Raw genomic sequence first — 24,732 nt, forward strand, 5'->3', positions numbered from 1 at the left:
TTTCACCGCTGACGTGTTATAGCGCGCCAGCCGCGAAACAACCCGCCAGCGGCATCGCAGTCGAGCAGGCTGTGTGGGGCGGGGCTAGTCGCGGAGGTATTCGGCTCGCCAGCGGAGGATGGTGGGGCTGGGGGTGCGGTCTAGCTGGATCAGGTGCAGGTCCGGGGTGCTGAAGGACTGGATGGTGGCGCGACTGAGCGGCCAGGGCGGACCCTGGGCCTCGTCGGACACCGCATCGGACTGGGCCTCGGCGTGAGTGGAGGGTGCGGCGGTGGGGGAGGTGGTGTCTGGGGCTGCGGCGGCGATTACTAGGAGGGTGCCGCCGGGGGCTACGAGGGTGGTTACCTGGTGGATGGCGGTTGGTTGGAGGGGGCGGGGGAGGGCCTGGACGGTGTAGATCTCCACCACCAGGTCGAAAGCCTGGTGCCAGTCGGCGGGTGGGTTGAGGAGGTCGGCGACCAGGTAGTGCGCGCGGGAGCCCGGGTGGTTCCGGCGGGCAGTCTCGATCGCACTAGGGGAGATGTCGAAGGCGGTGGTGTCGTACCCGCGGTCGGCTACCAGCTCGGCGTCCCAACCGGTGCCGGCGCCGACTACCACCGCGGTCTTGCCGGTCCCGTCGGGCTGCGCCTCGTCGATCCAATCGACCAGGAGTTGATGCGCGGTCCCGCGATCCCAGGGGACCACCGCCTCGCCGTCGGCCGCGGCCGCATACAAGTTTTCGAACCAACCGGTCGCATCGTCACGGTCCAGCGATTCGCGCGCCAGCCGCCGGGACACGACATCAGGATCATCGGCTCGCCGGGACGCCACGTCAGCGTCTTCGGTTTGGCGGGACACGACATCAGGATCTTCAGCCATGCTCCACACTCTCAGGTCCGAGCTGAATCGAGCGGACGGTCTGGATCGTGTCGACGTCAGCGGGCGACTTGTCTTCGCGATAGCGCAGCACCCGGGCGAACCGCAGCGCCATCCCGGCCGGGTACCGCGGTGACGTCTGCACCCCGTCGAACGCGATCTCGACCACGATCTCCGGACGTACGTACACCACCCAGTCGTCGCGTCGCGCCGCGATCTCCTGGAACCGCTCGGTCTGCCACCGCAACAGCTCGTCGGTCAGCCCCTTGAACGTCTTCCCGAGCATCACGAACTCGCCCGTCTCCTCGTCCCGCGCCCCGAGATGCAAGTTCGACAGCCAGCCAGTACGCCGCCCGTGACCCCACTCGGCCGCGAGAACAAGCAGATCGAGCGTATGCGTCTGCTTGACCTTCACCCAGCCGGACCCGCGCCGGCCGGCCTCGTACGGAACCGTCAGCGACTTCACCATCACGCCTTCATGCCCGCGCCGGACAGCGTCCGCGAAGAACTCCTGCCCGGCCTCCGCGTCATCGGTCACCAATCGCGGTACGCGGCGCTCTTCCGGAACGAGCTTCGCGAGCCACTCGTGCCGTGCAGTGCTCTCCAGGCCAAGCAGATCCTGACCGTCCTGGTGCAGGATGTCGAAGAAGTACGGCGTCAACGGAACCGTGTCCGGCCCGGTCGCCGAGCGCGTCGCCGTTCGCGATCCAGTCACCTGAAACGGCTCCGGCCGCCCGTCCGCGCGCAGCGCGATCAGCTCACCGTCGAGCACGACCTGCTGCGCATCCAAGGCGCGTACGGCACTGACCACTTCCGGTACCCGCGCCGTGATGTCGTCGAGCGTCCGCGTGTACACGACCACCTGATCGCCGTTCCGGTGCGCCTGGATACGAATCCCGTCCAGCTTCCACTCGAGCGCGGCGGGCGTACCCGTCTTGGCCAAGGCCTCCGCAACCGTGGTCGCGGACTGCGCCAGCATCGGCTGCACGCCCCGCCCGACCTCGAGCCCGAACTGCGCCAGCCCCGCCTCACCCTCGGTCAGCACCGCGACCGCAACCGGAGCAGCCGCTCCACGGAGCATCGTCGCCGCCCGGATCTTCACCAGCGGGATCCCGGTTGCGCGAGCAACCGCATCGGCCATCACGCCGTCCAGCGCGCCCTGCCGCAGCTCGCCGCCGACCAGCTGCCGGAGGAACCACTGCTCATCCGCCGTCGCCCGCCCGAACAGCGCGTCGACGGCCGCCCGCCGCCGCGCCTGCACACCGGCGCCGGACATCTCTGCCAGCTCGGCGAACGCCGCGTCCACCTCTTCAACGGTCAGCGAAGCCTCCGCAGCCGGCTCGGGCGCGTCCTGCAAGGTCCGCCAGCCCACGCCCGTACGCCGTTGGCGAAGCTCACCGGACAGGTAGGTGACGACGATCTCGGTCACCGCCGGCCGGCCGAATTCGGTGGCCTTCGACAACAATCCGGCGATGAACTCGGCCTTCTTCAGCCGCGACCGCGTCCCGGCCAGCGCCGCCGACGTCGCGACCACCTCACTCAGCAACATGACCCCAGTGTCACTCATGCCCCGGACAGTTTCCGGAAGCGCGTGAGGGGTCAGGGCGCCGGCGGCAGATCGTCCAGGAAGTCCGCCGACGGGGTGAAGAACAGCCCACCGGTGACCGCGGTGGAGAAGTCGAGGATCCGGTCGTAGTTCCCGGCCGGCTCACCGAGGAACATCCGGCGCAGCATCAGCTCGGTCACGGACGGCGTCTTCGCGTACCCGATGAAGTACGTGCCGAACTCCTGCGTACCGACCGTGCCGAACGGCATGTTGTCGCGGAGGATCTTCAGCTCGTTGCCGTCCTCGTCCTCGATCACGTTCAGCGCGATGTGCGCGTTGCTGGGCTTCTTGTCGTCGGACAGCTCGATGTCGTCCAGCTTGGTGCGGCCGATCACGTGCTCCTGCTGCTCGACGCTCAGCGTGTTCCAGGCCTTCATGTCGTGCAGGTACTTCTGCACGATCACATAGCTCCCGCCCGCGAAGGCCGGGTCCTCGGAGCCGATCAGTACGGCGTCCGACGCGGTCGCCCCGGTCGGGTTCTCCGTACCGTCCACGAAGCCGAGCAGGTCGCGCATCTCGAAGTACTTGAAGCCGTGTACTTCGTCGACGACTGTCGCGGCGCCGTCGAGCGCGTTCATGATCTGGTTCGCCAGCTCGAAACACTGATCGAGGTGGGCGGCGCGGATGTGGAACAGCAGGTCGCCGGGTGTGGACGGCGCGTGGTGCTTGCCGCCGTGGAGCTCGACGAACGGATGCAGCTCGGCCGGTTTGGGGCCGCTGAACAGCCGGTCCCAGACGTCGGCACCGATGCTGGTCACGCAGGACAGGCTGCCGGTCGGGACCCGGAAGCCGACCGAGCGCACCAGGCCGCTGACGTCCTCGAGCAGGTCACGGGTGGCCTCCTCGCCGCCTGGCTCGATCGCGACGACCAGAAAGATCGCCGAGCCGGTCAGCGGCATCAGTACCGACTGCGGCAGAGCTCGAGTCGCGGCCGCCGCCCCCGGTGCCGGTCCAGTAACCACCGTGTTCTCCCTCCGTCGACTTGGCCCGATCTTCTAGAGTCCAGTCATGGACCCGCAACAGCCCGGACCACCTTCCCAGCCGGGCCCGTACCCGCACCAGCCGGGACCGTACCCGCAGCAGCCGGGACCGTACCCACCAGGCCCGCAGCAGCCGGGCCCCCAGCAGCCTGGGCCGTACCCGCCGGGTCCGTACGTGCAGCCGTATCCGCAGCCGCACAGTCAGCAGTATCCGGGACCGTACCCGCAACCGTGGGGCGCACCGCCGTCGTACCCGGGTCAGTTCGGGTATCGCGAGCCGCGAATCATCCCGGCACCGCAGGGCACCCCCTTCCACCGCCTTGCCCGGACCCCCAAGCACGCCTGGTGGCGCCCGCTGACCGGGACGCTGCTGCTCGGCGCGATGGCGATCGTCCTGACCGGCATCGTGGCGGTCGGCTGGATGATCGCGCACCGGATCTTCATCGGCCCGCTGCCGGCCGTGAGCGGCTCGAACTGGTTCTCGAACGAGACCGAGAACCTCGCGCTCAACCTGGTCCTGCTCGGCATCCTGACCCCGGCTGTCGGACTGGTCGCCTGGATCGTGCAGCGCCGGCCGTTCTGGAGCGTTGCCTCGGTACTGAACCGGATTCGCTGGCGCTGGCTGCTCTGGTGCTGCCTGCCCGGTCTCGGGTACATCCTGCTGACGTACTTGATGGGCATCCTGGTCGACGCGGTGTTCCCGTCGAACGACGCGATCGGCCAGGAAGGCGGGTCGTGGGTCGGCCTCGGTGCGTTCATCGCCCCGGCGCTGGTGATCATCGCGCTGGTGCCGTTCCAGTCCGCGGCGGAGGAGTTCGTGTTCCGCGGCTGGCTGATCCAGGCGATCGGCGCGTACGGGCCGGATCAGCCGCACGGGCGGATGCGGTGGCTGCGGACGATCTTCCGTACGCCGTGGCCGGGGATCGTGATCGGTGGGCTGGCGTTCGTCTCGGCGCACGGGTACACCGGCTGGGCGATGGCCGACGTGTTCCTGTTCGCGGTCGTCGTCGGCTGGCTGACGGTACGCACCGGGGGACTGGAGTCCGGGATCGCGCTGCACTCGCTGAACAACCTGTCCGCGTTTCTGTTGCCTGCGGCAATGGGTCAGCTGGGCGGCTGGGACGAGCAGGGCGGGGCGCCGTGGACGCTGCTGGTGTCCGACATCCCGTGCCTGGCGTTCTACGCGTTCGCGGTGCTCTGGCTGGCGAAACGGAAACAGGTCGCGACCCTGAGCTGAAACCCGGCTGAACCCAGCTGAAACTGTCGGCGGGCTCTGGCAGGGTTGCGCCTGTGACTGACGCGAACATCGAAGCCGTCCTCTTCGACTGGGGTGGGACGCTTGCCACCTGGCATGACATCGACCTGCACAACACCTGGCGGGCGGTGACGACCGTCCTCGACGAGCCCCGCGCCGAGGAGCTCGCGGCGCGCCTGGTGGCGGCCGAGGGTTCTGTCTGGCGGCGCTCACGGGATGAGCACCGCAGCAGCACCCTGGAGGAGGTGTGCGTACTGGCCGAGGTGGTGCTGTCGGCGGAGGCACTCGCGGAGTATGAGCGGCAGTGGGACCCGCATACCGTGCTCGAGCCGGATGCGATCGACACGCTGCGTGCACTGCGAGAGCGTGGTCTGAAGGTCGGCGTGCTGTCGAACACGATCTGGTCGCGGCGACGGCATGAGGCGATCTTCGCGCGCGACGGAGTGCTGGAGTTGCTGGACGGCGCGGTGTACACGAGCGAGATCGCGCACACCAAGCCGCACCCGGAGGCGTTCCTGGCGGCGATGGCCGCGGTCGGGGTGACCGATCCGTCCCGCTGCCTGTTCGTGGGGGACCGCCTGTTCGACGACGTCTGGGGCGCTCAGAACGCCGGCATGCGAGCCGCCCACCTGCCCCACAGCGCCATCCCCCTGGAACAGATCGGCCACACCGAGGGCACCCCCGAAGCCACCATCCAGCGCCTGGCAGAGCTACCGGCCCTGATCGACAGCTGGAACGACAAGGCTGCTTAGAGCTGGTGTGTCATGTGGGCGACTCGCTTCGGTTGGCGGATGGTTACCTGGGGTGGTTAACGTCCTACCTCCTTGCTAACCGCCCTTGGAGGTTTTTCACATGTTCACCACTCGCCGTCGGTTCGCCGCGCTCGTCGCGGCGGCCGTTGCCGGCCTGACCCTGACCAGTGGCGTCTCCCAGGCAGCACCTACCGAAGCAACCGGAACGCCCGCGACCACCGCCGGGACGGCAGCCGCCGGTGTTCCGCTGCATGTGATGTCGTACAACCTGCGGTACGCAAGCGCGACGCCGCCCAACAGCTGGCCGGAGCGGCGGCCGGTGATGCGGGAACAACTGAAGAAGGCGCGGCCGGCACTGATCGGCACCCAGGAGGGCCTGTACTCCCAGCTGCAGGACATTCAGGCCGATCTGGGGTCTACGTACGCCTCGATCGGGCTCGGGCGGGAGGGCGGCAGCAAAGGCGAGTTCATGATGGTCTTCTACGACCAGCGCCGGCTGCAGCCGCTCGAGTACGACCACTTCTGGTTGTCGGACACCCCGGACGTGGTCGGTTCGCAGACCTGGGGCGGCTGCTGCCCGCGGATGGTCACCTGGGTGCACTTCAAGGACAAGGCGACCGGGCAGGAGTTCTACGCCGTCAACACTCACCTGGAGGCGTACTCCGCGCCCGCCCGCGCCAAGTCCGCCGATCTGATCCTGCAGCGCATCGCCGGCTTCGACCAGAGCCTGCCGGTCATCCTCACCGCGGACTACAACGAGGCCGCCAAGCCGGGGCTGCCCGTGTACGACAAGCTGGTCACCAGCGGGAAGTTCGCCGACAGCTGGGCAACGGCCGAGCGGCGCAGTGCCCTGTACGCGACGTTCCACGGCTACAAGCCGCTGACGCCGAACGGCGACCGGATCGACTGGATCCTCACCACGCCCGGCCTGCGTGTCCAGAAGGCGAGCATCAACACCTTCAGCAAGAACGGCCAGTTCCCGAGCGACCACCTCCCGGTCGAGTCCTGGATCACCCTGACCCGCTGACCCCGCTGACCCCGCTGACCCCGCTGACCCCGCTGACCCCGCTGAACTGATGGGAAACCGAAGGACCCCCGGGCCAGGTCGTGGCTCGGGGGTCCTGAGGGGTTTCGGAGTGGGTGTTACGCGGCGAGGGTCGGGTCTGCCATCAGGCGCAGGCGGCCCAGCGCCTCACGCTCGATCTGGCGGACTCGCTCCGCCGAGATGCCGTGCACCGCGCCGATGTCGGCCAGCTTGGCCTGCCGGCCGTCGTGCAGGCCGTATCGGCGGCGGATCACGTCGGCGGACCGGGGGTCGAGCTGGTCCACCAGGCTGAACAGGCCCGAACGGTCCGAAGCGTCGGCGACCAGCTGGTCCGGACCCGGCGCGGTCTCGGCCGCGATCAGGTCGCCCAGCGAGGTCTCACCCTCGTCGTCGACCGGGCTGTTCAGGCTGATGTGGTCCCGGCCGATGCGGATCAGTTCGGTCACCCGCTCTTCGTCCAGGTTCAGCTCGGCGGCGATCTCGTCGATCTCCGGCTCGCGCCCGAGCTTGCGCTCCAGCGTGCGCCGCGCCGATCCGATCTGGTTCAGCTGCTCCACCACGTGCACCGGCAGCCGGACCACGCGGGCCTGCTGCGCGATGCCGCGGGTGATCGCCTGCCGCACCCACCACGTCGCGTACGTCGAGAACTTGAATCCCTTCCGGTAGTCGAACTTCTCCACCGCCCGGATCAGTCCCGTGTTGCCTTCCTGGACCAGGTCCAGCAAGGGCATCTGGGATCGTCCGTACCGGCGCGCGATCGACACCACCAGCCGGAGGTTCGCGGTCACGAACCGCTGCTGAGCCCGCCGGCCTTCCGCGGCCAGCCACTCCAGCTCATCCTCCGTCGCATATTTGGGCGCTCCGCCCTTCTTGCGTCCAACCCGCCCCTCGGCCAGCAGTTGCTCCGCCAGGAGTCCTGCCTCGACCGTCTCAGCGAGCTCGACCTCTTCCTCAGCCGTCAGCAGGGGCGTGCGTGCGATCTCTTCGAGGTAGAGACCGACACTGTCCTTGCCGTCGATACCGTCGTCCGTGCTGCGGACACGAGCCATGCGAGCCACCGAAACTCCCTTCGTCGTTACATGGAGAGCAACGCTCGAGTAGGGTTCAAGATTCCAGCACGAGTGTGTAAACACCCTGAACGTTCCCTGAGAGTTCCCAACAGGCAAACGCGCTGGAAATCGGTGTCCGGGCCCCTCGTCCCGGGATCGGCCTGCGATTCGGCCCGACACGCGCCGGGGAACCTGAGAATCTGTCCAGAAATCAAACGTTCCGGTGCCCCCGGATGTGTTGCACAACACAGCTCCGGGGGCAAAAATTCCGGTCCCCGGCCGGTTTCCCGGCCATTCCGTCGGCCCGATCCGTGCAGCTCAGGCAGTCAGCTCAGGCAGTCAGCTCAGCCCGAGGGTGTCGAGCTCCCACGACAGCGAGAACGCGACCTCGCGCCACGCGTCGTACCGCCCGCTCCGGCCGCCGTGCCCCGCTTCCATCTCGGTCTTCAGCAGCACGTCCGGCGTACCGGTGGCGGTGGCGCGGAGTTTGGCCACCCATTTGGCCGGCTCGACGTAGAACACCCGGGTGTCGTTCAAACTCGTGATCGCCAGGATTCGCGGATACTCCTGCGAGGTGACGTTTTCGTACGGCGAGTACGACTTCATGTACTCGTACACAGCGGCGTCCTCGAGCGGATTGCCCCATTCCTCCCACTCGATCACGGTCAGCGGCAGGGACGGATCGAGAATCGTCGTCAGCGCGTCCACGAACGGTACTTCGGCGACGATTCCACCGAACGCCCGCGGCGCGAGATTGGCGACCGCGCCCATCAGCAGTCCGCCGGCGCTGCCGCCCTGCGCGACGATCCGTTCCGGCTTGGTCCACCCGGCCGCGACCAGGTGCTCCGCGGCCGCGATGAAGTCGGTGAAAGTGTTCCGCTTGGCCAGCATCTTGCCGTCGTCGTACCAGTGCCGCCCGAGCTCGCCGCCACCCCGGACATGCGCGATCGCGAACACCACGCCACGGTCGAGCAGCGACAGCCGCGGAATCGAGAACCACGGGTCCATCGAGCTCTCGTACGACCCGTAGCCGTACAGCACGACCGGCGCGTTCCCGTCCTTCGCCACGTCCTTCCGGGCGACCATCGAGATCGGTACCTTCGTCCCGTCCGGCGCGGTCGCCCACTCGCGGTACTGCGTGTACGCGCCGAGGTCGACCCCGCCGAGTACGGGCTGCTGCTTGAGCAGCCGGCGCTCTCCGGTCGCGACCTCCACGTCGTACGTCGTACCTGGCGTGACGAGTGACGTGTACCCGAACCGGTACCGGGTGTCGTGCCATTCATCGTTGCGACCGGGGGACACCGTGTAGATCGGCTCGTCGAACTCCAGCGCCTCGGGTGCACCGAAGCCGTCACCGGTGCGGCGCATGATCGCCAGCTCGGTCAGCGCGTCACGCCGCCGGTACAGGATGACGTGGTCCGCGAACGCGTCTGTCCCGAGCAGCCGGCTCGTCTCGTCGCCTTCCAGCAGGGTCGTCCAATTGCCCGGAGCGTCGAGCGGGGCAGACGCCAGCGAGAAGTTCGCCGCGTCGGCGTTGTGGGTGATCAGCAGCTGGTCACCGGCGTGCTCGACGTCGTACTCGACACCTTCGCGGCGCGGCGCGACCACGACCGGATCGCCGGCCGGGTTCCGGGCGTCGAGCAGCCAGACCTCGCTGGTCAGCTTGCTGCCGAGGGCGATCATGATCGCCTGCTCGTTGCGGGTCAGGTCGACGCCGACCCAGAACCGCTCGTCCGGCTCCTCCATCACCAGCACGTCGTCGGACGCGCCGAGGGCGTGCCGCCAGACCTGGTACGGGCGCCAGGCGTCGTCCACCTTCGTGTAGAAGATGGTCGAGCCGTCCGCGGACCAGGCCGAGCCGTAGTGCACTTCGGGCAGCTCGTCCGGGAGCAGCTCGCCGGTGCTCAGGTCCTTGACCCGCAGCGTGAACCGCTCGTCGCCCTTGAGGTCGACCGAGTACGCCAGCAGCCGCCCGTCCGGGGAGACGTCGACGGTGCCGAGCGAGAAGAACTCGGAGTCGCCGGCCACCTCGTTGCCGTCGAGCAGCACCTCCTCGCCCGCGATCGCGCCGTCGGTCGCGGGCGGCTGGTCGCCGTCGGCCTTGACCCGGCAGTGCAGCGCGTACTGCTTGCCCTCGATCGTGCGCGAGTAGTACCAGTACCCGCCGTGCCGCGCCGGGACGCTCAGATCGGTCTGCAGCGTCCGGTCGGAGATCTCCTTGAAGATTGCCTCGCGCAACGGTTCCAGGTGCGCGGTACGAGCCTCGGTGTACGCGTTCTCGGCCCGCAGGTACCCGAGGACCTCGTCGTCGGTCTTGTCCCGCAGCCACTCGTAGTCGTCGGCGAAGGTGTCGCCGTGATGGACGCGCTCTACCGGCTTCCGGGCGGCGACCGGTGGCACCGCGGAAGATGAAGTCTCAGACATGCCGCGAGACTACCGTTGCAAGTGAGTCATACACTCACAGCCTCTGGCAAGGCGGTCCCGGTCTTACGCACAGGGTTGCCGGGTAGACGTTTCACAGCCACCTGCCCGGCAGGCCGGGTCTTCTGGTCGGCTCCACGTCCGTTTAACGTCTCCGCACCACTCGCGGCGACGGCCAGTACGGCAAGGTTCCTCGCCGCGTTCTCATCACGGTCCATGCATAGACCGCAGGAGTCACAAACGTACTCGCGCTCGGACAAGAGCAGCTTGGCTTTCACCACTCCACAACCGGAACAGGTCTTGCTGGAAGGAAACCAGCGGTCGGCCATGACCAGCCGCCCGCCGTTCCACTCAGTCTTGTACGTCAACTGCCGCCGGATCTCACCGAAAGCTGCATCCCCGATCCGGCGGGCAAGACGCCGGTTCTTGAGCATCCCGGCGACATTCAGATCCTCCAACACAACAGTCCCGTACTCGCGAGCGACCGCCGTCGTCAGCTTGTGCAGAGTGTCGGCTCGCTGGTACGCGATCCGGTGATCCACCTTGTTGCGCTGGGCGTTGGCGCGCTTCCACCGGTTCGACGCCACCCGACCTGTCCGGCGGTCTGGGCCAACGCGGCGGGATACGCGACGCGACGTCTTGCCGAGCTTGCGCAGCGAACCCTCCAGGTGCCTTGGGTTCGGCAGCGTGTGTGGCTCACCAAGAGGTTCGGCCAGGACGGCAAGGGACTTGATCCCGAGATCCACACCGACTACAGCGTCGGGCCGGTTCGGAGTCTGGGCGGGCGCATCCTGCTCGACGGTGAACGAAACGAACCAACGGCCACGCTCCCAGCGGATCGTCGCGGCTACGATCCGGGCGGTACCGTCGATGAGCTCCGAGGCTGGTCTCTCGTGCAGCCGGACGCGGCCGATCCGCGGCAGGACTGCGTACCGGTCTTCGCAACCCAGGGGGCCGGTCGTGAACCGGCATGACTTGACTGCCTTGCGTTTGGACTTGAACCGCGGGAACCCCATCACACGCCCAGCGCGCCTACCCGTGCGCGAGGCGCCCCAGTTCTTCAGCGCGGCGGCGAGTTGGGTCAGGCCGCAGGCGTAGGCCTCCTTCGAGTACTCCGCCCACCACGGCGCAACGGCGTCCTTGACCTGGTTCCATTCCTTGCGAAAAGAGTACATCGTCCACGAGATCGCCGGAGTCATCAGCTCCGCGGCGATGCCGTAAGTGGCTTCCGCCGCTCGCTGGTCCATCACGGCTTTGACCCGACCGAGGCCCCAATTGAACGCCTTACGCGCTGCACCACAGTGCCCATCCAGGTATCGCGCCTGGCGGCGGGTGGGCTTCAGCGCGTATTTGTACGCGCGCAGCGTCACGACGGATCCCCGAACCGCCGGGTCGGACGCGGGCGCGACGGTGCGCCGGGCATGGTCCGCGGCACTACCAGGTCGGACCGCACCGCGATAGTCGCCAGGAACGCGAAGTGGTCGTCGAGCAAAACAGTATCGCCAGGCATACACGCAGTCTCATAGTCCCCACCGACACAAATCGGTCGGCGGCGCCCGGCGGACATCAATCCAAGGTCGCCACGACCTCGTCCTAGCCAGCTGCCGTCATAAACCGCGTCATCGGGCATGAGCGAACCAGGCCCCTGCTGAAAGGGCTGCCGAGCCAATCCGGCACTAGGCGCCGTACGTCGCGACCACCGGCGCGTGATCGCTCCAGCGCTCGGCGTACGTGGGCGCCCGATGCACCGCACATGAGGTCGCCGCGGCGGCCAGCTCGGGTGACGCGATCTGGTAGTCGATCCGCCAGCCGGCGTCGTTGTCGAATGCCTTGCCGCGCCACGACCACCACGAGTACGGGCCGGGTCCGTCACCGCCGAAGCGCCGCCCGAGATCGACCCAGCCGGCCGCGAACAACCGGTCCAGCCAAGCCCGCTCCTCGGGCAGAAAGCCGCTCTTCTTCCGGTTCGCCTTCCAGGCCTTGAGGTCCTCTTCCCGGTGCGCGATGTTCAGATCGCCACAGACGAGTACGTGCCGGCCGTCCGCGCGCAGCTCGGTCAGCCGCGCGGTGATCGCGTCGAGGAACGCGTACTTCTCCTCCTGCCGCGGCGGCGTCTCGAACTCACCGGTGAACACGTACGTACTCACCGCGGTCAGCGTCGAACCGTCATCCAGTACGACATCGGCTTCGACCCAGCGCCCGGTTCCGGCGAACCGCTCCGGGCCGATCTCGCCGCGCTCGTCCTTGATCGGCCGGCGGCTCGCCACCGCGACACCGGCCCGGCCCTTGTGCCCGTCGATCGTGGGCTCGGCGTGCGTGAGGTTCCACTCGGCACCGAGCAGGTCGCGGAGTACCTCGTCGGTCGCCCGGACTTCCTGCAGGAGCAGCAAGTCCGGATCGGTGGTCTCCAGCCAGGGCGCCATCCCGCGCCGGAAGGCGGCCCTGATCCCGTTCACATTCACCGTGGCAACCGTCAGCACGCGGGAACCTTACCCGTTGTGGTGCCCCGGGCGGACAACCATCAGCACCAGGACGACCAGCCAGAGCAGCGAGAAGATCCCGGTCGTCATCGAGAGCTGCTTCGCCTTCGGCAGTACCTCGTTGCGCATTTCGGCCGCGCCGTCGGCAACGGCCAGCACACTCGCCTGCGCCGGTACGACCAAGAATCCGAGCACCAGCGCGGCGGCCACGGTCAGGACGATCGAGATGATCAGCCAGCGCTCGCCGGTCATCTGCTTGCTGCCCGCGAGCGCGAAGCCGAAGACCGGTACGGCCAGGCTGGCCCACGCGTACACCCGGCTGATCCGGTGCAGGATCCGGAGAGCGCCGGCGTCGGGGGAGTCGGAGGTCAGGACGCGGCGGGCGATCGGCGGGAACATGCTGGCCGCGATGGTCACCGGGCCGACGCAGAGGATGGCCGCGAGGATGTGGACGGTCAGGAAGAAGTCGTTCATCACGCTCACTCGGAGGTCGTCGAGAGGATCGCGTCCAGCGACTGCTCGCAGAGATGCTCGAGCGCCTCGGGCGAGACAGCCGGATTGTCGATCCACACCAGGAGGGTCTGTTCGACGTAACCCTGCCAGCCATAGCAGGCCAACTGCACCACCGGGGTGACCTCGATGCCACGCTCGGCGACCGCGCTGATCACCCATTGGCTGAACACGCGCCGCAGATCGGAGTGCAGTGCGCGGATCTCCGGGTCGCCGGCCGCGGACATCAGCAGCGTCGCCCGGTACAGCTGTGGAGCCTCCAAGACGGCGCGGACGAAGGCGCGGATGCCCGACCGGAGTTGCTCGTCCGGTGGCAGGGAAGGGTCCGGGGCGGTCCGCAGCATGACTTCGGCGGCGGCTTCCTCGATCACCGCGTACCGGAACTTCTTCTTCGAGCCGAAGTAGTGGAAGAGCAGCGCGGGGGAGACGCCGGCCTCGGCCGCGACCCGCTCGACCGTCAGCTCCCGGTGCGGATCCGCGAGCAGGACTCGGCGAGCGGCCGCGAGAATCTGTGCCCGCCGTTCGTCGGGGCGCAACCGGGAGGCCTGGGTCATAGCGGCAGTCTATTGAGTATCTGGTCAACAAGCACTTACTGTTGAGTATCCACTCAACAAGCTGGAGGTCCAGATGCGTGGTCAAGTCGTCCTCATCACCGGTGCCTCGCGCGGGATCGGCGCCGCGGTGGCCCGGAAGCTGGCGGCCCGCGGTGCCACGCTCGCGCTGGTCGGGCTGGAGCCGGACGAGCTGAAGCAGGTCGCCGCGGATTGCGGTCCGGAGGCCGGCTGGTGGGAGGCCGACGTGACCGACACCGACTCGCTGCGCGCCGCGGTCGAGGCGATCGTCGCGCGCTACGGCCGGATCGACGTGGTGATGGCGAACGCGGGCATCGCCGCGCCGGGCTTCAGCCGCAGCATGGACCCGAACGCCTGGGAGCGGGTGATCGAGGTCGACCTGCTCGGCGTCTGGCGTACGGTCCACACCACGCTGCCGTACTTGCTGGAGAGCAAGGGCTACCTTTTACTCGTGTCCTCCTTGGCCGCGATCGTGCACATCCCCGGCCTGGCTTCGTACAACGTGGCGAAGGCCGGCGTCGAGGCGATGGGGGACACGCTGCGGCCGGAACTGAAGCATCTCGGCGTCCGGGTCGGTGTCGCGCACATGACCTTCGTCGACACCGACATGGTGCGCGGCGCCGACGAGCACCCGGTGTTCGGCCGGGTCCGGACGGGCATTCCGCTGGCGAGCAAGACGTACCCGCTGGAGTTCGCGGTGGACAAGTTCGTCGACGGGATCACGAAGCGCTCGCGGACCGTGCACGTACCGGGCTGGATCGGCGCGCTGAAGGTGTTCCGCTGGGTGATCCCGCATGTGATCGAGCTGGGTTCGCGGTTCAGCGTGCCGAAGGCCGACGCGGCCGCGCTCGCGGACATCGAGGCCCGCGGCGCCGAGGAATCGTCACGGCCGGCCGGTGCGGGTGGACACGCGGACAGTGCGAAAGCAGGCCGCCGATGAGCCGTTCGTACGACATCGTGCTGCTCGGTGCGAGCGGCTTCACCGGTGCGTTGACCGCGGAGTACCTGGCGAAGAACGCGCCGGCGGGACTGCGCTGGGCCGTTGCCGGACGCAACAAACAGAAGCTGGAACGGTTCGGCAAGGACGTGCTCTATGCGGACGTGACCGATCCGGCGTCGCTCCGGGAGCTGGCCGAGTCCACGAAGGTCGTCGCCACGACCGTCGGCCCGTACATCCAGCACGGCGAACCGCTCGTCGCGGCCTGCGCCGAAGCCGGTACCGATTACCTCGATCTGACCGGTGAGCCCGAGTTCCTGGACCGGATGTACGTGCGCTACCACGAGCGCGCGACGCAGACCGGTGCGCGGATCATCCATGCGTGTGGTTTCGACTCGATCCCGTACGACCTGGGCGTGCAGTACACCGTCGAGCAATTGCCGGAGAACGTACCGATCCAGGTCGACGGGCTGTTGCGGGCCGGTGGACGGCCGTCCGGCGGGACGTTCCATACCGCCATCACCGCCTTCTCCCGGCCGAAGCAGAACCTCGAAGCGCATCGCGCCCGGCGTACGGCCGAACCGCGTCCGGAGGGGCGGAAGGCGCGCGCGGTCGCGGGCCGAATCCACCGCCGGCAAGGGTTCTGGGCTGTTCCGCTGCCGACGATCGATCCGCAGATCGTCGGGTACTCCGCGCGCCTGCTCGACCGCTACGGACCCGACTTCCGCTACGGCCACTACGCCGCGCTCAGGCGCCTCCCGACCGTCGCCGCGGGCGTGGGCGGGATGGGTCTGCTGATCGCCGGCGCCCAGATCCCGCCGGTACGCAAGGCGTTGCTGAACCGATTGCAGCCGGGTGACGGTCCGAGTGCTGAGCAGCGGGCGCGGTCGTGGTTCAACGTGCGCTTCATCGGACGCGGCGGCGGCAAGCAGGTGATCACCGAGGTGGCCGGCCGCGACCCCGGGTACGACGAGACCGCGAAGATGCTCGGCGAAAGCGCCCTCTGCCTGGCGCTGGACGATCTGCCGCGGACAGCAGGACAGACCACGACCGCCGCCGCGATGGGCGCCGCTCTGCGCGAGCGACTGGTGAAAGCGGGGATGACCTTTGCCACCCTCGACGTCGACTACTACTAGCGCGGACGGCACCCGGCTCGCCGTCTACGACTACGGCAACGCCGAGGCGCCTGTACTGATCTGCATCCACGGCTATCCGGACAACGCGGCGATGTGGGGACCGGTCGCGGATCTCCTTGCGGAAGAGTTCCACGTGATCGCGTACGACGTGCGCGGCGCGGGCGAGTCCGATCAGCCGAGCAGCACGTCCGCGTACGCGCTGGATCGTTTGCAGCAAGACTTCCGCGCTGTGATCGATGCGGTGTCACCCGATCGGCCGGTCCACGTACTGGCGCATGACTGGGGATCGATCCAGGCCTGGCACTTCGTCACCGATCCGGCTCTGACCGATCGGATCGCGTCCTTCACGTCCATCTCCGGGCCGTCCCTCGATCACGCCGGGTACTTCCTCCGGCAGCGAAGCCAGGCGGCGCTGCGGCAGTTGCTGCACTCCTGGTACATCTTCTACTTCCACCTGCCGTGGTTCCCGGAGCTCGCGTGGCGGAGGGGCTGGGCGCACCGGGTGTTCGATCGGCTGGAGAAGCAGGACGCCGGCGGCCGATCGATCGGCGACTACGTGAACGGCATGAAGCTGTACCGCGCGAACGTCGTGTCCCGGCTGATCCGTCCGTCCGAGCGGCGTACGGACGTACCTGTGCTGGCTGTATCGCCGGAGGACGATCCGTTCGTCACCACACCGCTGCAAACCGAGGTGACGCGCTGGGCCCCGAACGTCACGGTCGAGGTGATCAGGGGTGGCCACTGGATGCCCCGGAAGAATCCCGGACTTGTCGCCGAACTGGTCCGGAAACACACCCGTGAGGTGGCAGGCTGGGGGACATGAAGACGCTCCTCAACCTGATCTGGCTGGTGCTCGCCGGGTTCTGGCTGGCGGTCGGGTACGCCATCGCCGGGATCATCTGTTGCGTGCTGATCATCACCATCCCGTTCGGGATCGCGTCGTTCCGGATCGCCGGGTACACGCTGTGGCCGTTCGGCCGGACCGTGGTCGACCGGCGCGACGCCGGCGCGGGCGCATTGCTCGGCAACCTGATCTGGATCATCTTCGCCGGCTGGTGGCTCGCCTTGGGGCACCTGACCACCGGCATCGCGCTCTGCCTGACCATCATCGGCATCCCGCTCGGCGTCGCGAACTTCAAACTGATCCCGGTCTCGCTGCTCCCACTGGGCAAGGAGATCGTCCCGACCAACCAGCCGTTCGCCGTTCGCTGACCCACCGCCCCAAACCGGTTTGGGGCGCTCTGCCCACCTGATCTGGGCTGCACGACTCCCCGGTCTTGTTGGCTAGGTGTTTGTTGGTGTGGATTCGTCGCTGAGCACTTGGCGGGCTGTCTCGGCCAGGAGCATCTCGCGCCGCTTGCCGCGGGCCTCGGCGACCTCGCAGGCCTCCAGCAGCGCGGCCCGGTACACAGCGGTGTCCGGATGCCCGCGCGGCGCGTCGCGGACGACTCGGCTGAGCGCGTAGAGCGCCTCCGAGATCTCGCCGCAGGCCAGCAACGCCTTGCCCAACGCGGCCCGGTCCCGCAGCACCTGCGGATCAGCCGGACCGACGCTTTGCTCGTCCGCGGCGACGACGTTCGCGAGCAACTGCGCCTCCGCGCGCGGACCACCGACCATCAACCGCGCACCCGTGACCGCCTCGGTCGCGGCGTGGGTCAGGTCGTGATGCGGACCGAACACGTCGATCAGCTCCGGCGTCACCAGCTCGAACCACGCGATCGCCCGGCCGTAGTTCGCCGTCGCCAGTAGGCCTTGTGCGACGCGCAAGCGCACTCGCAACGTCGCCGGGTCGTCGGCGCGAAGGACCTTCTCCCGTTCGACCAGCGCGGCCTGGTAGAACGGCAACGCCTCACCCGGCTCGCTGTCCTCCCAGTACGCCTCGGCCGTTCGGTACTCCGACGCCGCCTCGAGCTCGGGATGCTCCGCGATCGCGGACATCGGCTCACCGCGTACGACGGATTGCACCGGGTGGGCGAGCAGCTTGCGGCCGATGTAGCTCCGGCCGCCGGTCGAAATGACCCGGTACTCGCCGAGCTTCGACACCGGCACCCAGAGCACGGTGTGGTACAGCGTCCGGATCGAGGAACCGCAGTCCGGACACGTGTCGCGGTGTCCGTAGAAGTGGCCGCTCGCCGGGCCGGACGTGTCGGTGACCCGCCAGGCCACCGAGGAGGCCGTACACGACGCGCAGAACGGGTAGACCCCCCGCCGTTCCTCATTCACCTGGCCCATTGTGGTCAGTTTGGGGTTCGCCGTCAGCATCCGCCCCGGCGTGGACGACTTTTGTCAGCGCCGGATCGTCCACCGAGAACGTGCGGACCGGGCCCGGGGGAGTCTCGGCGGTCTCGAACCGGACCGTCACCCGGCCGCGGCCCGAGCCCCAGACCCAGCCGCGGCCGTGCTCCGCATGCTCGACGTCCTGACCGGGGTGATAGCCGCGCTGGTCGCGCGGCCGGGACGGCAGCTCGACCACCTCGACCGACCCGGCCGACTCAGCCGCGGCGAACTCCTCCTCGGTGAACAGGTCGTCCTGAATCCAGTCGGCCAGTGACGAAACGCCTACGCCGAGCAATCGGATGCCACCGCCGAGGTCGCTCTCCTCGAGCAGCCGGCGCGCGACCCGCGCGATCACCCGGGGATCGTCGGTCGGGCCGGCCAGCGTCGACGAGCGGGTGTGCGTGGTGAAGTCGTGCATCCGGGTCTTGACCGTCACGGTCCGGCCGGACAATTGCGCCTTCCGCAACCGCTCACCGACCCGATGCGCCATCCGGTCACTGATCAGCGTCAGCACCGCGCGATCGATCAGGTCGGTCTCGAACGTGTCCTCGACGCTGACCGACTTGGTCTCGCGATCGCTCACCACCGGACGTTCGTCAGCCGCGACGGCCAGCCGGTACAGACTGCTGCCATGCGCCGATCCGATTTGGCGGATCAGCTCGTCCTCGTCCAGCTGCTGCAGGTCGGCGACCGTACGTACACCGGCGAGATTGAGTCGTTGCGTGGTGGCCGGCCCGACGCCGGGGATGACCGTGACCTGCATCGGTGCAAGGAACTCCGCCTCGGTGCCGGCCGGCACGACGACCACGCCGTCGGGCTTGTCCAGGTCGCTGGCGATCTTGGCGATCAGCTTCGACGTCCCGGCGCCGACCGAGGCGGTGAGGCCGCCGGACACCTTCCGGATCGCCGTCTTCAGGTCGTTCGCGATCGCTTCCACGTCGTCGACCGTCAGCCCGGTCAGCCCGCTCGCGGCGAGATCGATGAACGCCTCGTCGAGCGACAACGGCTCGACCAGTGGAGACAGCGCCCGCATCTCCGCCATCACCGCGCGGCTGCTCTGCCGGTAGACCTCGAAGCGCGGACCCAGGTACGCGGCGTGCGGGCAGCGGGATCGCGCTTCGGCCGTCGACATCGCGGACCGGACGCCGTACTTGCGTGCTTCGTACGACGCGGTGGAGACGACGCCGCGGACGCCGACGCCGCCGACGACCACGGGCTTGCCCCGCAGCGACGGCTTGTCCCGCTGCTCGACGGCCGCGAAGAACGCGTCCAGATCGACATGCAGCACCGAAGGTTCCCCACGCACCGAATCAGTCTCGCAGGCCGCACCGACAGTTGCCGGCTGACAGTTGCTGACGGCAAAGCCACGCGATTGAGCCGCCCGGGAGCGGGCACTTCAGGCACACTGAGCGAAGGAGCCAGCAGGGGAGGCGCTGATGGGTGAGGAAGTCGACCGGGTCGAGTTCACCCGGGCGGACCGGACCGCGTTCCGCGAGCAGGTGCACCGCAACCTGGACGCCTTCGCGCGGATGCTGCGCGAAGCCCGGTTCGCACCGGAACGGCCGATGACCGGGATCGAGATCGAGCTGAACCTGGTCGACGAGCGCTGCGACCCGGCGTTCAAGAACTCCGAAGTGCTGAGCGCGATCGAGGACGACGCGTTCCAGACCGAGCTCGGCCAGTTCAACATCGAGATCAACGTGCCACCCGGGCAGATCGACGGGCTCGGGCTGGACACGATGGAGTCGAACATCCGCGACAGCCTGAACGCGGCCGAGGAGAAGGCGGCCCGGACCGGTTCGTCGATGGTGGTCGTCGGGATCCTGCCGACACTGCTGACCGAGCACATCCGGCGGGACGCACTCAGTACGAACCCGCGGTACGCGTTGCTGAACGACCAGATCTTCGCCGCCCGCGGTGAGGACGTCGAGATCTCCATCGACGGCATCGAACGATTGCGGGTGACCGCGGACAGCATTGTGCCGGAAGCCGCGTGCACGTCGACGCAGTTCCATCTCCAGGTCACGCCGGAAGCCTTCCCGCGCTACTGGAACGCGGCGCAGGCAATCTCCGGCGTACAGCTCGCGGTCGGCGCCAACTCGCCGTTCCTGTTCGGCAAGGAGTTGCTGCGCGAAACCCGGATCGCGTTGTTCGAGCAGGCCGCGGACACTCGTACACATGAGCTGAAGACGCAGGGCGTACGCCCCCGGGTCTGGTTCGGCGAACGCTGGATCACCTCGATCTTCGACCTCTTCGAGGAGAACTCGCGGTACTACCCGGCGCTGCTGCCGGTCACCTCCGACGAGGATCCGATCGCCGTACTGGACCGTGGCGACACCCCGGCGCTTTCGGAATTGCGGCTGCACAACGGGACGATCTATCGCTGGAACCGCCCGGTGTACGACGTTGTCCGGGAGAAACCGCACTTGCGCGTGGAGAATCGCGTCCTGCCGGCCGGACCGACCGTCGTCGACACGATTGCCAACGGCGCCTTCTATTTCGGACTGGTCCGGGCACTTGCCGACGACGAACGCCCGATCTGGTCGCAGATGTCGTTCAGCGCGGCCGAGGAGAACTTCCACACCGCGGCCCGGAACGGCATCGAGGCCGAGGTGTTCTGGCCCGGCGTCGGGACCGCGCGGGCGACCGAGCTGGTGCTCAGACGCCTGCTGCCGTTGGCGGTTCGCGGTCTGGACGCGTGGGGTGTGGATGTCGCGGTGCGTGACCGGTTGCTCGGCATCATCGAGCAGCGCTGCCTGTCCGGACGCAACGGCGCGTCGTGGCAGGCCGAGCAGTTCCATGTGCTGTATACAAAGGGGTCGCACGGCCGCCGGGACGCGTTGCGCGGAATGCTCCGCCGCTATCGCGATCACATGCATGCGAACACTCCCGTGCACGAATGGCCGATCGACTGAACCGGTTAGTCCTGTCCGTCCAACTTGCCTTGGGCAACGGGGCCCGGGATTCCGTGCTGCCCGCGGTGCGCCGGTTCGGTAACGAGTTCGATAACGACCCGGACTACAGGGGTGGCGCATTCGGTGACAGCCCTGCAAAGGTGTGCGCACCGGAAGGTTAGAAGGGCCCGGGCAGGGTAGTACACGGGCACTGCTTTCCGTCACCACAGCGACACAACAAGTGCAAATGCAGCGGATGCCGACCGCGGTCGGGAGCAGTATCGTTCGAGACGGGTCGACACACACCCGGAGGTGAGGCAGGGCGATGACGACCATCGTCGTGGGTTATGTGCCGAAGGCGGAAGGCCGGGCGGCTCTTCGGCGTGCGGCCGAGGAGGCAGCGCTGCGCGACGCCAAGCTGGTGGTGGTGAACTCACACCGCGGCGGACGTGGTTACGACAAAGACGAGGCGGCGGCCAACGACGCCGCGCTGACGGAAGTACGGGAGCAGCTCGACTCGACCGGCGTGCCGTACGAGGTGCGGCAGCTGGTCCGTGGACTCGATCCGGCGGAGGACCTGGTGGCCGTCGCCGAACAGGTGCAGGCGGAGTTCATTGTGATCGGGCTGCGGCGCCGGTCACCGGTCGGCAAGCTCATCCTCGGCAGCAACGCGCAGCGGGTGCTGCTCGATGCGCCGTGTCCGGTGCTGGCCGTGAAGGCCGAGCCTGAGTTGTCTGAAGGGGAGGAGGACTGAGGTGACTTCAACACGCAGCCGGAAGCTGTGCCTGGCGCAGCAGCCGGACGCCGACGAGATGCTGAGCAGAGATCCGTTCGCCCTGCTGGTGGGGATGTTGCTCGACCAGCAGATCCCGATGGAACGGGCCTTCGCCGGCCCGGTCGCGATCGCGCAGCGGATGGCCGGCCCCTTCGACCCGTCCACAGTGGCGCAGTACGACCCCGATGCCTTCGTCGAGATCGTGGCCGGCCCGCCCGCCGTGCACCGGTTCCCGACCGCGATGGCGGCCCGGATCCAGACCCTGGCCAAGCATCTGGACGAGCAGTACTCCGGCAACGCCTCCGGCCTGTGGTCGGACGTGAAGTCCGGCGACGACCTGCTGGCCCGGCTGTCCGCGCTGCCCGGCTTCGGCGCGCAGAAGGCGAAGATCTTCGTCGCGCTGCTCGGCAAACAGCTCAAGGTCCGCCCGCGCGGCTGGCGCGAGGCCTCCGAGCCGTACGGAGAGGACGGCGCGTTCAGATCCGTCGCCGACGTGATCGACGTGGCGTCGCTGGTGAAGGTCCGGCAGTTCAAGCAGGAGCAGCAGCTGGTCCGGCAACGGGTGGTCGCGCGGCCACTGCGGAAGACACGTAACGGTTGAGTAGCGATGCGGTCGGCGGCCCCTCGCGAACGGCTCCGGAAACGGGCCCGGCGGGGGGTCGTGCGACGCCTGAGCTTGGTTCGCGGATTACAATGGACTGTTGCCGCCGCCTGACCAGCGAGCAGCCACACACCGCAGTACCCAAAGACTCAGCAACACAACGCCGTACCGCCGTACAAACCCTGCGTCAGACGAGAGGTAATTCGTGTCGTCCAGCTCGTCCGAGAATCTTCCCGCCGAGCCGGCCCGGGCCGTGGCCGCCACCGCCCGCAGCACGGCTCCGAGGACCAGCGCCCGAGTCACCGAGGCCGCTGCCAACAAGGCGGCGGCGAAGAAGGCGGCAGTGAAGCCCGCCGGCACCAAGGAGGACGGTATCCCCGCGAAGAAGGCCGCTGCCAAGAAGGCTACGGCGAAGAAGGCAGTGTCCGAGGCGGGTCTTTCGATCGACCCGAAGACCGGCAAGCCGCGCGCGCTGGACGACGTGGACGAGGCGGACTTCAGCCCCGATGCGGTCAAGCCGCTGGAGAAGGAGCTCACCGAGGACCAGGGCTTCATCGTCTCCGAGGCCGACGAGACCGACGAGCCCGAGCAGCAGGTGATGGTCGCCGGTGCCACCGCCGACCCGGTCAAGGACTACCTGAAGCAGATCGGCAAGGTCCCGCTGCTGAACGCCGAGCAGGAGGTCGAGCTCGCGAAGCGGATCGAGGCCGGCCTGTTCGCCGAGGAGCAGATCGCCGACGAGGCGGCCAAGCTCAAGGAGAAGGTCCGCGACGAGTACGAGTGGATCTCCGAGGACGGCCGCCGCGCCAAGAACCACCTGCTCGAGGCCAACCTGCGGCTGGTGGTGTCGCTGGCCAAGCGCTACACCGGCCGCGGCATGCTGTTCCTGGACCTGATCCAGGAGGGCAACCTCGGTCTGATCCGCGCGGTCGAGAAGTTCGACTACACCAAGGGCTACAAGTTCTCCACGTACGCGACCTGGTGGATCCGGCAGGCGATCACCCGGGCGATGGCCGACCAGGCCCGGACCATCCGGATCCCGGTGCACATGGTCGAGGTGATCAACAAGCTGGCCCGCGTCCAGCGGCAGATGCTGCAGGACCTCGGCCGCGAACCCACTCCGGAAGAGCTCGCCAAGGAGCTCGACATGACCCCGGAGAAGGTCATCGAGGTGCAGAAGTACGGTCGCGAGCCGATCTCGCTGCACACGCCGCTCGGTGAGGACGGCGACTCCGAGTTCGGTGACCTGATCGAGGACTCCGAGGCGATCGTGCCGGCCGAGGCGGTCTCGTTCACGCTGCTCCAGGAGCAGCTGCACGCGGTGCTGGACACGCTGTCCGAGCGCGAGGCCGGCGTGGTCTCGATGCGGTTCGGTCTGACCGACGGCCAGCCGAAGACGCTGGACGAGATCGGCAAGGTGTACGGCGTGACCCGCGAGCGGATCCGCCAGATCGAGTCCAAGACCATGTCGAAGCTGCGGCACCCGTCGCGCTCGCAGGTCCTGCGGGACTACCTGGACTGACCGATGACCCAGTGGATCGCCGGCGCCGTCGCGCTGGTGATCCCTGTCTTCGAAACAGCCTCCTTGGCCGCTGCCGTGATCACGGCAGCGGCCTTGCTGTTGGCACTGGTCGTGGTCGCGCGGTCGTCCGCGCGGTTGTCCGGTTCCTGGGCCACGCCGGTGCTCGCCCGGGCCGCCTCGGTCCGGGACCGTGACGAGCAGACCAGGTTCCTCCGGCTGCGGGATCCCGACGCGGCCGGTCGTCCGCGTCCACGAGCACCGGGACGGTAACGCCACGCGCTGCTGAGGCAGTGCGCTCGCTTACCCGTTCCTTCTCACTCGTGGAGTCCTGCTGTGCCTTCTTTCCTGGAGGCACCGGTCGCCGGTGCCTATCACGTCCTCACCGCACTCGTCTCATCCCTCCAGCCGCTCACCGGCGCGTACGCCGCGGTGATCGCGATCGTCGTGTGCACGGTCGTCGTACGGCTGTGTCTCGTACCGCTGTCGGTCCGCGCGCAACGCGGAATGAAAGCGCGCGCGGCGTTGATGCCGCAGCTGAAACAGTTGACCGAGCGTCATCGTGACAACCCGGAGCGGTTGCAGCGTGAGGTCGCGAAACTACAGTCCGAGTCCGGTACGTCCTTGTTCGCCGGGTTCCTGCCGATGTTCGCGCAGTTGCCGTTCTTCTGGCTGATGTACACGCTGTTCTCGCATCCGACGGTCGCGGGGGAGGCGAACCGGTTGATCAGCGGCAGCCTGCTCGGTGCTCCGCTCGGCGTGCATTGGCCGGTGTTCAGCGGTACGCCGGCGTTCCTCGTACTTGCCGTGCTCTTGACCGTGGTCGCGTTCTTCTCGGCGCGGTTGCAGCTTCGTCAGCTGGACGAGACGGCGACGCCGATGTCGCGCCGGATCGCGCGGCTGCTGCCGTTCGGGACGTTGCTGAGCGCGGCGTTCCTGCCGCTCGCGGCCGGGCTGTACCTGTTGACGACAACCGCGTGGACCGTGGCCGAACGCACCGTTTTGCTCAGGTAGTTCCATTGCCGCCGCCCGACCCGTTCTGCTACGGTCTTTATTAAAGCCGGTTCC

At 68.1% G+C, this 24,732-nt stretch carries 25 protein-coding genes and 1 pseudogene; 13 read left to right on the plus strand and 13 right to left on the minus strand.

Features of this window, described 5'->3' with window-relative positions; all coding sequences use genetic code 11:
* Positions 1 to 84: 84 nt before the first annotated feature.
* Genes ABD260_RS10875 through ABD260_RS10885 form a run of 3 tightly spaced genes read right to left on the minus strand, consistent with a single transcriptional unit; the run spans position 85 to position 3,423 of the window.
* On the minus strand, positions 85 to 858 hold the full coding sequence (locus tag ABD260_RS10875; RefSeq protein WP_344233287.1) for a class I SAM-dependent methyltransferase: 774 nt from the start codon (positions 856 to 858) through the stop codon (positions 85 to 87).
* Entirely contained in the window at positions 851 to 2,422 is a 1,572-nt protein-coding gene (locus ABD260_RS10880) for an ATP-dependent DNA ligase (protein ID WP_344233288.1), read from the minus strand. Before ABD260_RS10880 ends, ABD260_RS10875 begins: the two co-directional genes overlap by 8 nt.
* A gap of 32 nt (positions 2,423 to 2,454) precedes the next feature.
* Positions 2,455 to 3,423 (minus strand): Dyp-type peroxidase, encoded by a 969-nt coding sequence (locus ABD260_RS10885; protein ID WP_344233289.1) that lies wholly within the window; start codon positions 3,421 to 3,423, stop codon positions 2,455 to 2,457.
* Between the two features lie 46 nt (positions 3,424 to 3,469).
* Between ABD260_RS10885 and ABD260_RS10890 the strand changes: the two genes are divergently transcribed.
* The 3 genes from ABD260_RS10890 to ABD260_RS10900 all read left to right on the plus strand — a co-directional run bounded on the left by ABD260_RS10890 (position 3,470) and on the right by ABD260_RS10900 (position 6,475).
* Positions 3,470 to 4,678 carry a CPBP family intramembrane glutamic endopeptidase gene (locus tag ABD260_RS10890; RefSeq protein WP_344233291.1) on the plus strand — a complete coding sequence of 403 codons (1,209 nt, stop codon included), beginning with the start codon at positions 3,470 to 3,472 and terminating at the stop codon, positions 4,676 to 4,678.
* 53 nt (positions 4,679 to 4,731) lie between these two features.
* On the plus strand, positions 4,732 to 5,448 hold the full coding sequence (locus ABD260_RS10895; RefSeq protein ID WP_344233292.1) for an HAD family hydrolase: 717 nt from the start codon (positions 4,732 to 4,734) through the stop codon (positions 5,446 to 5,448).
* Between the two features lie 100 nt (positions 5,449 to 5,548).
* Positions 5,549 to 6,475, plus strand: a complete 927-nt coding sequence (locus ABD260_RS10900; RefSeq protein ID WP_344233293.1) for an endonuclease/exonuclease/phosphatase family protein — start codon at positions 5,549 to 5,551, stop codon at positions 6,473 to 6,475.
* A 116-nt stretch (positions 6,476 to 6,591) separates the two neighbouring features.
* Here ABD260_RS10900 and ABD260_RS10905 read toward each other — a convergent pair whose 3' ends face one another.
* From ABD260_RS10905 to ABD260_RS10935, 8 genes and pseudogenes are all read right to left on the minus strand, one after another.
* Positions 6,592 to 7,473: a sigma-70 family RNA polymerase sigma factor gene (locus ABD260_RS10905; RefSeq protein ID WP_486327068.1), complete on the minus strand. Its 882-nt coding sequence runs from the start codon at positions 7,471 to 7,473 to the stop codon at positions 6,592 to 6,594.
* Positions 7,445 to 7,519, minus strand: a pseudogene (locus tag ABD260_RS37790) (hypothetical protein); the annotation flags it as partial. The pseudogene ABD260_RS37790 and the gene ABD260_RS10905, both read right to left, overlap by 29 nt.
* Positions 7,520 to 7,881: 362 nt before the next feature.
* A complete protein-coding gene (locus tag ABD260_RS10910) occupies positions 7,882 to 9,966 on the minus strand; it encodes a S9 family peptidase (RefSeq protein WP_344233294.1) in 2,085 nt (694 codons plus the stop codon).
* A gap of 26 nt (positions 9,967 to 9,992) precedes the next feature.
* A complete protein-coding gene (gene tnpB / locus ABD260_RS10915; RefSeq protein ID WP_344233295.1) occupies positions 9,993 to 11,333 on the minus strand; it encodes an IS607 family element RNA-guided endonuclease TnpB in 1,341 nt (446 codons plus the stop codon).
* Positions 11,330 to 11,473 (minus strand): hypothetical protein, encoded by a 144-nt coding sequence (locus ABD260_RS10920; RefSeq protein WP_344233296.1) that lies wholly within the window; start codon positions 11,471 to 11,473, stop codon positions 11,330 to 11,332. Before ABD260_RS10920 ends, tnpB begins: the two co-directional genes overlap by 4 nt.
* A 166-nt stretch (positions 11,474 to 11,639) precedes the next feature.
* Positions 11,640 to 12,443, minus strand: a complete 804-nt coding sequence (locus ABD260_RS10925; RefSeq protein WP_344233297.1) for an exodeoxyribonuclease III — start codon at positions 12,441 to 12,443, stop codon at positions 11,640 to 11,642.
* 9 nt (positions 12,444 to 12,452) lie between these two features.
* Entirely contained in the window at positions 12,453 to 12,917 is a 465-nt protein-coding gene (locus tag ABD260_RS10930; RefSeq protein ID WP_344233298.1) for a DUF2269 family protein, read from the minus strand.
* Between the two features lie 5 nt (positions 12,918 to 12,922).
* On the minus strand, positions 12,923 to 13,507 hold the full coding sequence (locus tag ABD260_RS10935; RefSeq protein WP_344233299.1) for a TetR/AcrR family transcriptional regulator: 585 nt from the start codon (positions 13,505 to 13,507) through the stop codon (positions 12,923 to 12,925).
* A gap of 73 nt (positions 13,508 to 13,580) precedes the next feature.
* Here ABD260_RS10935 and ABD260_RS10940 point away from each other — a divergent pair, with 73 nt between their 5' ends.
* From ABD260_RS10940 to ABD260_RS10955, 4 genes are read left to right on the plus strand one after another with little or no spacing between them, the layout of a single operon-like run.
* Positions 13,581 to 14,465, plus strand: a complete 885-nt coding sequence (locus ABD260_RS10940) for an SDR family oxidoreductase (RefSeq protein ID WP_344233300.1) — start codon at positions 13,581 to 13,583, stop codon at positions 14,463 to 14,465.
* Positions 14,462 to 15,598, plus strand: a complete 1,137-nt coding sequence (locus ABD260_RS10945; protein ID WP_344233301.1) for a saccharopine dehydrogenase family protein — start codon at positions 14,462 to 14,464, stop codon at positions 15,596 to 15,598. The genes ABD260_RS10940 and ABD260_RS10945 overlap by 4 nt, the downstream gene beginning before the upstream one ends.
* The gene (locus ABD260_RS10950; RefSeq protein ID WP_344233302.1) at positions 15,570 to 16,421 is read left to right on the plus strand and encodes an alpha/beta fold hydrolase; all 852 of its coding nucleotides are present in this window, start codon (positions 15,570 to 15,572) and stop codon (positions 16,419 to 16,421) included. The genes ABD260_RS10945 and ABD260_RS10950 overlap by 29 nt, the downstream gene beginning before the upstream one ends.
* Entirely contained in the window at positions 16,418 to 16,810 is a 393-nt protein-coding gene (locus ABD260_RS10955; RefSeq protein WP_344233303.1) for a YccF domain-containing protein, read from the plus strand. The genes ABD260_RS10950 and ABD260_RS10955 overlap by 4 nt, the downstream gene beginning before the upstream one ends.
* Positions 16,811 to 16,882: 72 nt before the next feature.
* On the opposite strand, the gene ABD260_RS10960 is transcribed toward ABD260_RS10955, so the two are convergent.
* Together ABD260_RS10960 and ABD260_RS10965 are read right to left on the minus strand one after the other, a co-directional pair.
* Entirely contained in the window at positions 16,883 to 17,821 is a 939-nt protein-coding gene (locus tag ABD260_RS10960; protein WP_344233304.1) for a tetratricopeptide repeat protein, read from the minus strand.
* A complete protein-coding gene (locus ABD260_RS10965) occupies positions 17,814 to 19,181 on the minus strand; it encodes a DNA polymerase IV (protein WP_344233305.1) in 1,368 nt (455 codons plus the stop codon). The genes ABD260_RS10960 and ABD260_RS10965 overlap by 8 nt, the downstream gene beginning before the upstream one ends.
* Before the next feature lie 130 nt (positions 19,182 to 19,311).
* On the opposite strand from ABD260_RS10965, the gene ABD260_RS10970 reads away from it, so the two are divergent.
* The 6 genes from ABD260_RS10970 to ABD260_RS10995 all read left to right on the plus strand — a co-directional run bounded on the left by ABD260_RS10970 (position 19,312) and on the right by ABD260_RS10995 (position 24,678).
* Positions 19,312 to 20,790 carry a glutamate-cysteine ligase family protein gene (locus tag ABD260_RS10970; protein WP_344233306.1) on the plus strand — a complete coding sequence of 493 codons (1,479 nt, stop codon included), beginning with the start codon at positions 19,312 to 19,314 and terminating at the stop codon, positions 20,788 to 20,790.
* Between the two features lie 304 nt (positions 20,791 to 21,094).
* A complete protein-coding gene (locus ABD260_RS10975) occupies positions 21,095 to 21,523 on the plus strand; it encodes a universal stress protein (protein WP_344233307.1) in 429 nt (142 codons plus the stop codon).
* Position 21,524: 1 nt separating this feature from the next.
* Positions 21,525 to 22,145: an HhH-GPD-type base excision DNA repair protein gene (locus tag ABD260_RS10980; RefSeq protein WP_344233308.1), complete on the plus strand. Its 621-nt coding sequence runs from the start codon at positions 21,525 to 21,527 to the stop codon at positions 22,143 to 22,145.
* Positions 22,146 to 22,350: 205 nt separating this feature from the next.
* Positions 22,351 to 23,667 carry an RNA polymerase sigma factor gene (locus tag ABD260_RS10985; protein ID WP_344233309.1) on the plus strand — a complete coding sequence of 439 codons (1,317 nt, stop codon included), beginning with the start codon at positions 22,351 to 22,353 and terminating at the stop codon, positions 23,665 to 23,667.
* A gap of 3 nt (positions 23,668 to 23,670) precedes the next feature.
* On the plus strand, positions 23,671 to 23,937 hold the full coding sequence (locus tag ABD260_RS10990; protein ID WP_344233310.1) for a DUF6412 domain-containing protein: 267 nt from the start codon (positions 23,671 to 23,673) through the stop codon (positions 23,935 to 23,937).
* A gap of 63 nt (positions 23,938 to 24,000) precedes the next feature.
* Positions 24,001 to 24,678, plus strand: a complete 678-nt coding sequence (locus ABD260_RS10995) for a YidC/Oxa1 family membrane protein insertase (protein ID WP_344233311.1) — start codon at positions 24,001 to 24,003, stop codon at positions 24,676 to 24,678.
* Positions 24,679 to 24,732 lie beyond the last annotated feature (54 nt).

The sequence above is a fragment of the Kribbella hippodromi genome, from assembly GCF_039531045.1.
In the GTDB taxonomy this organism is placed as follows: Bacteria; Actinomycetota; Actinomycetes; order Propionibacteriales; family Kribbellaceae; genus Kribbella; species Kribbella hippodromi.

Coding starts and splice junctions, on each gene's coding strand:
- ABD260_RS10930 (WP_344233298.1), bottom strand. CDS start 12,917: ATGAACGACTTCTTCCTGACCGTCCACATCCTCGCGGCCATCCTCTGC.
- ABD260_RS10990 (WP_344233310.1), top strand. CDS start 23,671: ATGACCCAGTGGATCGCCGGCGCCGTCGCGCTGGTGATCCCTGTCTTC.
- ABD260_RS10900 (WP_344233293.1), top strand. CDS start 5,549: ATGTTCACCACTCGCCGTCGGTTCGCCGCGCTCGTCGCGGCGGCCGTT.
- ABD260_RS10940 (WP_344233300.1), top strand. CDS start 13,581: ATGCGTGGTCAAGTCGTCCTCATCACCGGTGCCTCGCGCGGGATCGGC.
- ABD260_RS10920 (WP_344233296.1), bottom strand. CDS start 11,473: ATGCCTGGCGATACTGTTTTGCTCGACGACCACTTCGCGTTCCTGGCG.
- ABD260_RS10945 (WP_344233301.1), top strand. CDS start 14,462: ATGAGCCGTTCGTACGACATCGTGCTGCTCGGTGCGAGCGGCTTCACC.
- ABD260_RS10970 (WP_344233306.1), top strand. CDS start 19,312: ATGGGTGAGGAAGTCGACCGGGTCGAGTTCACCCGGGCGGACCGGACC.
- ABD260_RS10935 (WP_344233299.1), bottom strand. CDS start 13,507: ATGACCCAGGCCTCCCGGTTGCGCCCCGACGAACGGCGGGCACAGATT.
- ABD260_RS10890 (WP_344233291.1), top strand. CDS start 3,470: ATGGACCCGCAACAGCCCGGACCACCTTCCCAGCCGGGCCCGTACCCG.
- ABD260_RS10880 (WP_344233288.1), bottom strand. CDS start 2,422: ATGAGTGACACTGGGGTCATGTTGCTGAGTGAGGTGGTCGCGACGTCG.
- ABD260_RS10975 (WP_344233307.1), top strand. CDS start 21,095: ATGACGACCATCGTCGTGGGTTATGTGCCGAAGGCGGAAGGCCGGGCG.
- ABD260_RS10875 (WP_344233287.1), bottom strand. CDS start 858: ATGGCTGAAGATCCTGATGTCGTGTCCCGCCAAACCGAAGACGCTGAC.
- ABD260_RS10910 (WP_344233294.1), bottom strand. CDS start 9,966: ATGTCTGAGACTTCATCTTCCGCGGTGCCACCGGTCGCCGCCCGGAAG.
- ABD260_RS10955 (WP_344233303.1), top strand. CDS start 16,418: ATGAAGACGCTCCTCAACCTGATCTGGCTGGTGCTCGCCGGGTTCTGG.